General features: G+C 65.8%; 10 protein-coding genes. 7 read left to right on the top strand and 3 right to left on the bottom strand.

Features of this window, described 5'->3' with window-relative positions:
- Window positions 1-45 precede the first annotated feature (45 nt).
- The 4 genes from pbpC to IHE46_RS15555 are packed head-to-tail and all read left to right on the top strand — an operon-like array spanning window position 46 to window position 4,542.
- Entirely contained in the window at window positions 46-2,412 is a 2,367-nt protein-coding gene (pbpC, locus tag IHE46_RS15570; RefSeq protein WP_343230044.1) for a penicillin-binding protein 1C, read from the top strand.
- 60 nt (window positions 2,413-2,472) lie between these two features.
- Window positions 2,473-3,771 (top strand): FAD-binding oxidoreductase, encoded by a 1,299-nt coding sequence (locus IHE46_RS15565; RefSeq protein ID WP_192165628.1) that lies wholly within the window; start codon window positions 2,473-2,475, stop codon window positions 3,769-3,771.
- Window positions 3,768-4,112, top strand: coding sequence for a tRNA-binding protein (locus IHE46_RS15560; protein WP_192165626.1), 345 nt, complete (start codon window positions 3,768-3,770; stop codon window positions 4,110-4,112). The genes IHE46_RS15565 and IHE46_RS15560 overlap by 4 nt, the downstream gene beginning before the upstream one ends.
- Window position 4,113: 1 nt before the next feature.
- A complete protein-coding gene (locus IHE46_RS15555) occupies window positions 4,114-4,542 on the top strand; it encodes a GNAT family N-acetyltransferase (RefSeq protein ID WP_192165624.1) in 429 nt (142 codons plus the stop codon).
- A gap of 26 nt (window positions 4,543-4,568) precedes the next feature.
- Here the strand turns inward: IHE46_RS15555 and IHE46_RS15550 are convergent, their stop codons facing one another.
- The gene (locus IHE46_RS15550; RefSeq protein ID WP_192165622.1) at window positions 4,569-5,492 is read right to left on the bottom strand and encodes an MBL fold metallo-hydrolase; all 924 of its coding nucleotides are present in this window, start codon (window positions 5,490-5,492) and stop codon (window positions 4,569-4,571) included.
- Window positions 5,493-5,665: 173 nt separating this feature from the next.
- Here IHE46_RS15550 and IHE46_RS15545 point away from each other — a divergent pair, with 173 nt between their 5' ends.
- A complete protein-coding gene (locus IHE46_RS15545; protein WP_192165620.1) occupies window positions 5,666-6,571 on the top strand; it encodes a sulfotransferase in 906 nt (301 codons plus the stop codon).
- A gap of 209 nt (window positions 6,572-6,780) precedes the next feature.
- Here IHE46_RS15545 and IHE46_RS15540 read toward each other — a convergent pair whose 3' ends face one another.
- A complete protein-coding gene (locus IHE46_RS15540) occupies window positions 6,781-7,482 on the bottom strand; it encodes a pirin family protein (RefSeq protein ID WP_192165618.1) in 702 nt (233 codons plus the stop codon).
- Window positions 7,483-7,678: 196 nt separating this feature from the next.
- Between IHE46_RS15540 and IHE46_RS15535 the strand changes: the two genes are divergently transcribed.
- Together IHE46_RS15535 and IHE46_RS15530 are read left to right on the top strand one after the other, a co-directional pair.
- Window positions 7,679-7,942 carry a DksA/TraR family C4-type zinc finger protein gene (locus IHE46_RS15535; RefSeq protein ID WP_192165616.1) on the top strand — a complete coding sequence of 88 codons (264 nt, stop codon included), beginning with the start codon at window positions 7,679-7,681 and terminating at the stop codon, window positions 7,940-7,942.
- Window positions 7,943-8,024: 82 nt separating this feature from the next.
- Window positions 8,025-9,191 carry a hypothetical protein gene (locus IHE46_RS15530; RefSeq protein WP_192165614.1) on the top strand — a complete coding sequence of 389 codons (1,167 nt, stop codon included), beginning with the start codon at window positions 8,025-8,027 and terminating at the stop codon, window positions 9,189-9,191.
- Between the two features lie 159 nt (window positions 9,192-9,350).
- Here IHE46_RS15530 and IHE46_RS15525 read toward each other — a convergent pair whose 3' ends face one another.
- Window positions 9,351-10,556: an acetyl-CoA C-acyltransferase gene (locus IHE46_RS15525; protein ID WP_192165612.1), complete on the bottom strand. Its 1,206-nt coding sequence runs from the start codon at window positions 10,554-10,556 to the stop codon at window positions 9,351-9,353.
- Window positions 10,557-10,578 lie beyond the last annotated feature (22 nt).

Below are 10,578 nucleotides of genomic sequence, written 5' to 3'. Positions count from 1 at the left end.
TTCATGCCCTCTCTCCCACGGAGAGAGGGCCAGGGTGAGGGGCGGGTGCTCGTCATTCCTTTTCTAAGGCGCCTGGTCGTACGCTGGCAGAACTGGCTGGTCGGTTTCGCGCTGCTGGCGGCCGTGCTCGCCGGTTGCCGCCTGTGGCCGCACCCGCCATTGCGCGAACGCCTGCCCAGCTCCACCGCGTTCTACGACGATGGTGGACACCTGTTAAGGCTGACGCTGGCCAGCGACCAGCAGTACCGGCTGTGGGTGCCGCTGAAGCGGATTTCGCCGCAGCTGGTCGAAGGCGTGCTGCTGCACGAAGATCGCTGGTACTGGTGGCACCCGGGTATCAATGCATGGGGTCTGCTGCGCGGCGCGTGGGTCACGTATGCACGGCATCGCCACCCGCAGGGCGGCTCCACCATCACCATGCAGCTCGCCCGCCTGCTGTGGGGCCTGGACACGCGCACGCCGTCGGGCAAGCTGCGGCAGATCGCGCGCGCCTTGCAGTTGGAGCTGTCCTACTCGAAGCGCGACATCCTCGAGGCCTACCTCAACGACGCACCCTACGGCGGCAACGTGCAGGGCGTGGGCGCGGCCAGCCTCGCGTATTTCGGCAAGCCGGCCAGCGACCTCACCCTGCCAGAGGCGTTGACGCTGGCGGTGATTCCGCAGGAGCCGTCGCGCCCCTTGCAGAAGGGCGGGGTACTCATCAACCCTGCGCTGGCTGAGGCCCGCAATGGTCTCTATGCACGCTGGCTGCGCAGGCATCCGCGCGATGCGTCGCTCAAGCCTTTGTTCGATTTGCCGCTGACGCTGCGCCCCTTGACCAGTCTGCCGTTCGAAGCGCCGCACGCGGTGGACCAGCTGATCGCCGCGCAGCGAGTGACGGGCGAACGCCTGCCGCCGCGTGTCGTCACCACCATCGACCTCGACCTGCAGCACGGCCTTGAACGGCAGCTGTCGAACTACGTACAGCGCAATGCGCCGCGCGGCATCCGCAACGCGGCAGCGCTGCTGATCGATACCCGCGATATGGGCATCAAGGCAATGGTGGGTTCGGCCAACTACTTCGACGCCGGCATCGAAGGGCAGGTCAACGGTACGGATGCCAAGCGTTCGCCCGGCTCCACGCTCAAGCCTTTCATCTATGCACTGGGCTTCGATCAGGGCGTGCTGCATCCGCAGACCGTGCTGCGCGACGTGCCCAGCTCGTTCGGTCCGTATACGCCGGAGAATTTCGACGGGCATTTCCTCGGTCCGATCACCGCCACGCAGGCCTTGATACGCAGCCGCAACATTCCTGCCGTATGGGTGGCTTCGCAGCTGCACCAGCCCAGCCTGTACGACTTTCTGCGCGAAGCAGGCGTCAGCCGCCTTGCCAGCGAGCAGCACTACGGCCTCGCCCTCGTGCTGGGCGGCGGCGAGGTGACCATGCAGGAACTGGGCGACCTATACGCGATGCTCGCCAACCGCGGTGTGCTGCAGCCGCTGCGGCTGCGCGAGAACGATCCTCGGGTATCCGGCACGCGACTACTGAGCGATGCCTCCAGCTTCATGGTGATGGATATGCTGCGGCAGAATCCGCGTCCGGATGCCGCCTTCGGCGCGGAGAACACGCGCCTGCCGGTGTACTGGAAAACCGGTACTTCGTGGGCTTTCCACGACGCATGGACGGCCGGCAGTTTCGGCCCCTATGTGCTGGTGGTATGGGTGGGCAATTTCGACGGCTCGGCGAATCCGGCCTTCGTTGGCGTGGACGCCGCGGCGCCGCTGTTCTTTCAGGTCGTGGACGCGCTGCGCGCGGAACAGCCGCACCTGCAGGAGCCGATACGGCACATGCCGGCCGATCTCAAGCGTGTCGAAATCTGCCTCGCCAGCGGCGACCTGCCCAGCCAGTGGTGCCCGCAGCGTGGCTGGACCTGGTTCATCCCCGGCAGGTCGCCGATCCGCATGGACAACATCTACCGCCCCCTGGTGATCGACGATGCCACCGGCCTGCCGGCGTGCCCGCCGTATGCGGACAAACGCACGCATGTCGAAGTGTTCGAATTCTGGCCGTCGGACCTGGCACAGGTGTTCGCGCAGGCCGGCATCCCGCGCCGCAAGCCGCCGCAGAACCCGGCGTGCATCGACGCAGGACGCCCCATGGGCGAATCGCCGCAGATCACGTCGCCGCTGCGCGCCAGCACCTACGCGCTGCGCCTCGATCAATCGGACCGGATGACCATCGCTTTCAGCGCCACCGCCGATGCCGATGTGCACGCGCTGTACTGGTTCGTCGACGATGCCTACGTGGGGCAGGGAAAGCCGGGAGGCAACCTGTTCTGGCAGGCGCGCAATGCCGGCAGCTATCGCGTACGCGTGGTGGACGACCACGGACGCAGCGACGAACGCCCGCTGCAGGTGAGCCTGGTCCAATGAGCCCGGGATGGTGAATGGGCTATGCTCCAAGGTCTTGCAGACGCACAGGGGCGTTCGCGCATGAAGCAACCGCCGGTTCCGTCGTATTACGCAGCCACGGCCACGCCGTACGAGAAACATGCGCCGCTCCAGGGACGGCAGGAGGCGCGCATCGCCATCGTGGGCGGCGGCTATGCGGGACTCAATACCGCGCTAGGTTTGGCCGAGCGCGGCGTGCGCGACGTGGTATTGCTGGAACGCGAACGGATTGGTTTCGGTGCGTCCGGCCGCAATGGCGGTTTCGTGTTCGCGGGCTACTCGCTGGGCGAGCAGGCTTTGCTGGCCCAGCTTGGCGAAACGCGCGCCCGTGCATTGTTTGGCCTCACCACGGCGGCAGTCGCGCGCATACGGGCACGCATCGCGCAATACGCCATTGCCTGCGACGCGGTGGACGAGGGCGTGATCTGGGCCAACTGGTTCCGCGATCCTGAAGTGCTGCGTCAGCGCCAGCAGTTGCTGGCTGAGCATTACGATGTGCAATGGGATTGGCTGCCACAGGAAGAACTGCGTCGGCGCGTGCGCAGCGACCGCTATCGCGATGGCCTGTACGAGCGCAACGCGTTGCACCTCCACCCGCTCAACTACGCCATCGGCCTTGCGGCCGCGGCAAGCGGGCAGGGCGTGCGCATGCATGAGGAGAGCGAAGTCCGGCGACTCAGGCGGGAGGGTTCGCGCTGGCTGCTCAGCACGCCGCAGGGCGAGCTGCTCGTCGAGCAGGTGGTATTGGCCTGCGGTGGCTATCTAGCCGGCCTGCGCAAACCCATCGATCGCGCCGTGCTGCCCATCGCCACCTATGTGATGGCCACCGAACCGTTGGGCGAACGCCTGGGTGAATGCCTCGCCACCCGCGCGGCCGTGTACGACAGCCGCTTCGCTTTCGACTACTACCGTCCGTTGCCGGATACGCGGCTGCTCTGGGGCGGACGCATCTCCGTCCGCAACCGCTCGCCGCACGCGGTGCAGCGACTGCTGCGGCATGACTTGGCGCGGGTGTTCCCGAAGCTCAAGGATGTCAAGATCGATTATGCGTGGTCGGGCCTGATGAGCTATGCGCGCCACCAGATGCCGCAACTCGGCCGCGGCGAAGGCGACGACGCGGGCCTGTGGTGGGCGCAGGCTTTCGGTGGCCACGGCCTGGCACCCACCTGCGCGGCGGGCGAACTGCTCGCCGCAGCCATCGCCGAGGGCGACGAAGGCTGGAAACAGTTCTCGGACTTCGGCCTGGCGAACACGCACAAACCCTTCGGCCTGCTTGCCGCGCAATGCAACTACTGGTGGCAGCAGGCCCGCGACGGATTCAAGACGAGGCTGGAAGGATGAGCGAGTCGACTGCGGAAATCACGTGGGCGGATTTCGAAAAAGTGCTGATCGTGGCCGGCACGATCACCCGCGTGGAGGCCTTTCCCGAGGCGCGCAAGCCGGCGTGGAAAGTGTGGGCCGATTTCGGTCCGTGGGGCGAGCGGAAGACCAGCGCGCAGATCGTGGCGCTGTACAAGGAAGAGGATCTGGTCGGGCGGCAGGTCGTCGGCGTCATCAACTTCCCCGAGAAACAAATCGGCCCGTTCCGCTCGCAATTCCTGCTCACTGGATTTCCCACGCCCGACGGGGTGGTGCTCACCGCCATCGAACGTGCCGTGCCCAACGGCACGCGGCTGGCCTGAGATGTTCGCGCTGCGCGAAGCCAACATCGACGATGCGCCCGAGATCGCACGGCTGGCGGGGGAATTGGGCTATCCCGCAGGCGCGGATGTCATGCGCGCGCGACTGCAGGCAGTGTCGCTGCTGCCGCGGCAACGTATCGTGGTGGCGCAGGGCGACGGTCTGCTTGGCTGGGTCGCGCTGGAGCGCCGGTACACGCTGGAATCCGGGGAGTTTGTCGAGATCGTGGGGTTGGTGGTGGATGCCTCGACGCGCGGCAAAGGCGTCGGCCGTGCCCTGGTGGCGGATGCCGAGGAGTGGGCTTGCGCGCAGGGCTTCGGCTCGATCGGCGTGCGCTCCAACGTGGCGCGCGAGGGCTCCCATCCGTTTTACGAGCGTCTTGGATATTCGAGGATCAAGACGCAGCACATGTATCGCAAGGCCTTGAAGTGAGGCTGCCGGTCGATAGTTGACCGCGGCTACGCGTGGTCCATCCACACGGCCAGCCCTTGCGCGTTCAACCCGATATCCATCGACAACAGTGCGATGAGCGCCTCGCGCCCCTGTGTCCAGCCGTGCGCGGTGGCGCGTTCGGCGTACAGGTCGGTCAATGCCTGGATCAGTGCGGTGTGACGATCCGGTTTGCCGCGCGTGGCCTGTGCGATGGCCACCATCGCATCGATCTGCGCGTGCAGGTCGGCGGCGAGCCGCGCAACGTCCTCGACACGGCCGTAGTGAGTGAGATACATCGCTTCCGGTTCCAATGCGACCAGCCGATGCAACGAGGCATGCAGCGCTTCGGGGTCGAACTGCACCGGCGACGTGGTGGGCAGGATGAAGGGGCCGCTGGCGTTGTCGAAGTCACGGTAGGACAGGCCAAACACGTCGCCGGTAAAGCAGACGTTGGCGCGCGCGTCGTGCACGGTGAGGTGATGCCTGGCGTGGCCGGGCGTGTCCAGGCAAAGCAGGAAACGTCCGGCAAGGTCGACCACGTACCCATCAGCGGCCTCGACCACGCGCTCGGCGGGTACCGGACGCAAGCGGCCATAGGTCGACTCCATCACACTCTCGCCGTATACCGCGCTGGCACCGGCCCAGAGTTGCGAGGGATCGATCATGTGCCGCGCGCCGCGCGGGTGCACCACCAACCGCGCGTTCGGCAGGTGCGCCATCAACTCGCCTGCGCCTCCCGCATGATCCAGGTGCACATGGGTGAGGATCAGCCAGTCCACGTCAGCGGGCACGAGCCCGACGTCACCCAGTGCGGCCAGCATGCGCGGCACAGCATGGTTGGTGCCGCAGTCCACGAAGGCAGCGCGGCCGTTCTCTACGATGAGGTAGGCCGCATCGAAGCGGGGCCGCACGAACCCGGTGTCGATGATATGGATGCCTTGCGCCGCCATGGCCGGTTCCGTCGCTGCGGGCGCCCAGCGTAGCAAATGCGCCGCCTATGCCTTGTCTGGCATGTGACTGCCGGGTTTTGTAAAGTTATGTTATGTAACGGTATTGACCATGTAATAACCGACGCGTTGGCGTACAGTCAGCTATGTGTACGGTTGTTGAAGGTAGGGCCCACATGCAGCGCATCTTCATCGTCGGTTGCCCACGTTCAGGAACTACGTTGGTGCAGGCGATGCTGGCACGGCACCCGGATGTGCTGACCCTGCCCGAAACCGCATTCTTCGAGCGCCTCTGCGGTGATCTCAAATGGCGCTGGGGCGATCGCGACGCCAGGCAACCGCGCCGCCGCCTGCGGCAGCAACTGGGCCTGGTGCATGGGCGCGCCAGGCACGAGCTGCAAAACCTGCAACGCGACTTGTCGGGCGATGGCACAAGGTCGCCGTGGCCCATACGCACCGAAAGCTGCGTGCAGCACTTCGTCGACCTGCTCGATGCACGTGCGAAGACAGAAGGCCGCACGTCCTGGGTGGAGAAGACGCCTTACCACCTGCTCTACATTCCCGAGATCGAGCGCTACATTCCCGAGGCGCGTTTCGTACACGTGATCCGCCCTGGCGAAGACGTGCTTGCCTCGATCGTGGATGCGAACCTGCGTTACGAGAACAACAACGCCTTCGGCGGCGGCACTGTCCAGTGGTCGCAACGCTGGAACCGCGCGGCCCGCATTCATTGCGAATATGCGCGGCGGCCGCATCACCATTTCGTCTTCCTCGACGACCTCACCCGTGACATGCATCGCGAATGGCAGCGCCTGTGCGGCTTCCTGCAGCTCGATGCCGAAGCCAAGCTAGGGGCCAGCTGCGATCAGCCGATCGCCGATCTGCGCAACGAACCGTGGAAGCGCGACGCCGTGAGCGGCTTGCCGGGCAAAGCCAAGCGCAAGGCCGAAGGCCTGTTCGGGCCGCAGATGCGCGAATGGCTGCAACAGCATCTGATGCCCTATGAGGACGTTCGCCGTAGCTGCATGGGCGGCAGCAGCGGATTGCACACAGAACCGGGCATGCGCTATTTGAGCCTTTGAAAGGCAGCTCATCCGGTAAGTCGCGTTGCCAAGACTCGGCGGGCGACGCCCTTGTCGCAGCAGAGATTTGATGCGAGCACCTCGATCTTCCGCTAGCTCCCGTCAAACCATGCGCCAAATACTCGGCTGATTGAGGGACGTCTTGATGCGGCGTCCTCCGGCGGTATGCGTATCTGCCGCACGCTTACGAAGCGGCGGCCTGGCTTTAGTCATGGCGCGACATCCACCAGCACCACCTCCGCATCCTCCAGCGCGGTGATGCGCAGGCTGCGTTCGTCGCGGATCGCCGCACCATCGCGGGCTTCCAGCTTCACGCCGTTCAATTCCACCGAGCCGCGGGCCGGCACCAGGTAGCCGTAGCGGCCTGGCGCCATCGCATATTCAATTGTCTCGCTGGCCTTCAGCGTGGCGCCCAGCACGCGTGCGTCGGTGCGCAAGGGCAGGGCATCGGCGTCGCCGGGGATACCGCTGGCCAGGACCACGAAACGCCCGGCCCGTTCGCCCTTGGGGAATGGCCGTGTACCCCACGAAGGCGCTTCGCCGTGAGCATCGGGGATGATCCAGATCTGGAAGATGCGCGTGGTCTCGTCTTCCATGTTGTACTCGGCATGGGTGATGCCGCTGCCCGCGCTCATCACCTGCACGTCGCCCGCCACGGTGCGTCCCTTGTTGCCGAGGCTGTCCTGGTGGCTGATCGCGCCTTCGCGCACGTAGGTGATGATCTCCATGTCCGCGTGCGGGTGCGGCGGAAAGCCGGTATGCGGCGCGATGGTGTCGTCGTTCCACACGCGCAGCGCGCCCCAGCCCATGCGCGCCGGCTCGTGGTAGTTGGCGAACGAGAAATGGTGCTTCGCGTTCAGCCAGCCGTGGTCGGCGCCGCCGAGGCGGTCGAAAGGCCTGCGTTCGATCATGGGAATGCCCTCATGGATGGATGTGTACAGCATGAGGCCCGGCAAGGCGCAGGGAAATCGGCAATCGGTGAACGGATTGTTCCGGCTGCGGGACCCGGCGAAAACGGCGTACGGCGATGGCGTTCAGCTGGAAATTCCGCGCGTGCGGCCGCATATTGTTTGTCACTAGCCAGCCATAGCGTACGCGGGGGTTCCCATGGCTACCGGATGGGCCGGCGACGGCGCCGTGCAGGACCAGATCGACGCCACCGTCGCCGATGCGGTGCAGCGTGCCCGCCATCAATTGAAGCGCGGTCCCAGCCTCGCCCGCTGCGAAGAATGCGACGCTCCGATTCCCGAGGCGAGGCGCCAGGCCGTTCCCGGCGTACGCCTGTGCGTGGCCTGCCAGCAGGCGCAGGATGCGGAACGTGCCGCCAATCTCTACAACCGCCGCGGCAGCAAGGACAGCCAGTTGCGTTGAATCCGCAAGGTCCGGCATTCATGCAAGACCAAGCAGGATTGGGCGACACTTCGCTTCTTTGTGTCACACGAGGCGAGCAGCTTTGCCCGACCCCATCGTTTCCCGCAGCGCGAAGCTGCTGCTGATCGCAGCCTGCGGCATGCTCGCCCTGCCGAGCCTGGCAAAATCATCTTCCGGACCCACCGGTCCATTGACCGTGCATGTGCGCAACGACAGCATGACGCTGCGCGTGGCCAAGGCGCCGCAGGCCTATCTCGCCGGCACCATCGATGACGCTGCGGTAGCCCAGGTCCGGCAATTGCTGGAAGCCGGGAAGCTGGCCCCCGGCTCGGACGTGTACCTTGATTCGTCCGCGGGCGACATCGCCTCGGGCATGGAACTCGGCAAGCTGTTCCGCGCCTCGCGCTTCAACACGCATCTGGGGACTTGGCACACGGGCAACTCGCCGGCGCTTCCGGCTACCTGCCTTGATGCGTGTGCCTATGCCTACCTGGGCGGCGTGTATCGCTGGTCGCCCAGCGGCTCCGACCGCATCGGCCTGCACGACAACCTGCAGCCGGAGCGTGCCGCCACACCCTCGCCGCAAATGCCGGATGCAGATGGCTACATGGAGTCGATGGGGGTGCACCCGGCGGATTTCGCACAGGTGGCGGGTCTGGTGGTGAACGGTGTTGCGTGGTGGAGCACGGAAAAACTGGTTTCCACACAGGTGGCCAACAACGGTCGCCTGCCGCTGGAGGCGGCCTATCAAAAAGTGCCGGGGACTGCGCCCTCACTGCTGCTGTCGCAGACGGTGCGCGGCAAGCAGAACCAGGTGACGCTGCAGTGCGCGCCCGGGCAAATCACGCTGACGGCCCGTTACGTGGTGGGTTCGGAGCGCACCGAACTGCTGGCTGCGCGAGCCATGTACGCCTATTTCGAAGTGGGTGACCAGCCGTGGCAGCAGCATCAGGGCGACCGCCCCCGTGCGGACGGCGACGCGCTGGTGTTTTCACGTCAGATGCCGTTCGCTCAGCTCACACCAGTGCTGCAATCGATGTCCCTGGGTATCTGGTTCGAAATCACGGGCAGCCCCGTTCGCGTGGGTTTCTGGGTCGCACCTTCGCAGGTACAAAAACTCACGCAACCCTTTCTTGCGGACTGCCAGGCCATGCAGCCTGGATACGTAGCTCCAAAGCCCGCTGCAAACCAGCCAGCGCAGGGCAAGCCTTCGTTCTGGAAGAAAGTGGTGGACAAGTTGCGGAGCTGAGCTGGTTCCACACGAAAACGGCGCCTCGATGGGCGCCGTTTCGTTTTTTGAAGATTGCACCGAACAGGGCTGTCCAACTGCTTTCGTGCTCACGGACGGTTGGCGCCCAGCAGAGGACCGCCCTTGCGACCACGAGCGGCCACAAAGGCAACGCCGCAATCAAACCGCCTCGAAGATGCCCGCTGCACCCATGCCGGTGCCGATGCACATCGTCACCATGCCGTACTTCTGCTTCCTGCGGCGCAGGCCGTGGAGCAGGGTGGCGATGCGGATCGCGCCGGTGGCGCCCAGCGGGTGGCCCAGCGCGATGGCGCCGCCCAGCGGGTTGACCTTGGCGGGATCGAGCTTGAGATCGCCCATCACGGCCAGCGCCTGCGCGGCGAAGGCTTCGTTGAGCTCGATCCAGTCGAGCTGGTCCTGCGTGATGCCGGTCTGCTTGAGCGCCTTCGGGATCGCTTCCTTCGGGCCGATGCCCATGATCTCGGGCTTGACGCCGGCCACGGAGAAGCCCACGAAACGGGCCAGCGGCTGCAGGTTGTATTCCTTGATCGCCTTCTCGCTGGCCAGCAGCACGGCGCCCGCGCCGTCGGACATCTGCGAGGAGTTACCGGCGGTGACGGTGCCGCCGAACTGGCCGTTGCGGAACACGGTCTTGAGCTTGCCCAGCACCTCGGCCGTGGTCCCGGCACGCGGGCCCTCGTCGGCGGCGATGGTACGGTTGTCGGTGGCGATGCCGCGGGTGGCGAGATCGGGGTAGCGGTCGTCGAGTTGGAAGGGACTGATCTCGTCGTTGAACTCGCCGGCTGCCTGCGCGGCCAGCGCGCGGCGGTGGCTTTCCACGGCGAAGGCGTCCTGCGCCTCGCGACTGACCTTCCACTGCTTGGCCACGTTCTCGGCGGTGATGCCCATGCCGTAGGCGATGCCGATGTGCTCGTTGCTGAAGATCGCGGGGTTCATCGCGATCTTGTGGCCCATCATCGGCACCATGCTCATGCTCTCGGTGCCGCCGGCGAGCATCAGGTCGTCTTCGCCGAGGCGGATGCGGTCGGCCGCCATCGCCACGGCCTGCAGGCCGGACGAGCAGAAACGGTTGATGGTGACGCCGGGCACGGTGTCGGGCAGGCCGGCCAGCAGTACGCCGATGCGCGCCACATTCATGCCTTGCTCGGCTTCCGGCATGGCGCAGCCGATGATGGCGTCGCCGATGCGGTGCGGATCGATACCCGGCGCCTGCGCCATCACGGCCTTGATGACGTGGGCCAGCATGTCGTCGGGGCGGGTGTTGCGGAACACGCCGCGCGGCGCCTTGCCGACCGGGGTGCGGGTGGCGGCGACGATGTAGGCGTCCTGGATTTGCTTGCTCATGGTGCTTGCTCCGTGGCGTCGC

The sequence above is a fragment of the Rhodanobacter sp. DHG33 genome (genome assembly GCF_014843005.1).
Lineage (GTDB): Bacteria > Pseudomonadota > Gammaproteobacteria > Xanthomonadales > Rhodanobacteraceae > Rhodanobacter_A.
The sequence above is the reverse complement of the archived record's forward strand: the minus strand, read 5'-3'. Positions and strand labels throughout refer to the sequence as shown.

Coding starts and splice junctions, on each gene's coding strand:
- IHE46_RS15565 (WP_192165628.1), top strand. CDS start 2,473: ATGAAGCAACCGCCGGTTCCGTCGTATTACGCAGCCACGGCCACGCCG.
- IHE46_RS15560 (WP_192165626.1), top strand. CDS start 3,768: ATGAGCGAGTCGACTGCGGAAATCACGTGGGCGGATTTCGAAAAAGTG.
- IHE46_RS15555 (WP_192165624.1), top strand. CDS start 4,114: ATGTTCGCGCTGCGCGAAGCCAACATCGACGATGCGCCCGAGATCGCA.
- IHE46_RS15550 (WP_192165622.1), bottom strand. CDS start 5,492: ATGGCGGCGCAAGGCATCCATATCATCGACACCGGGTTCGTGCGGCCC.
- IHE46_RS15545 (WP_192165620.1), top strand. CDS start 5,666: ATGCAGCGCATCTTCATCGTCGGTTGCCCACGTTCAGGAACTACGTTG.
- IHE46_RS15540 (WP_192165618.1), bottom strand. CDS start 7,482: ATGATCGAACGCAGGCCTTTCGACCGCCTCGGCGGCGCCGACCACGGC.
- IHE46_RS15535 (WP_192165616.1), top strand. CDS start 7,679: ATGGCTACCGGATGGGCCGGCGACGGCGCCGTGCAGGACCAGATCGAC.
- IHE46_RS15525 (WP_192165612.1), bottom strand. CDS start 10,556: ATGAGCAAGCAAATCCAGGACGCCTACATCGTCGCCGCCACCCGCACC.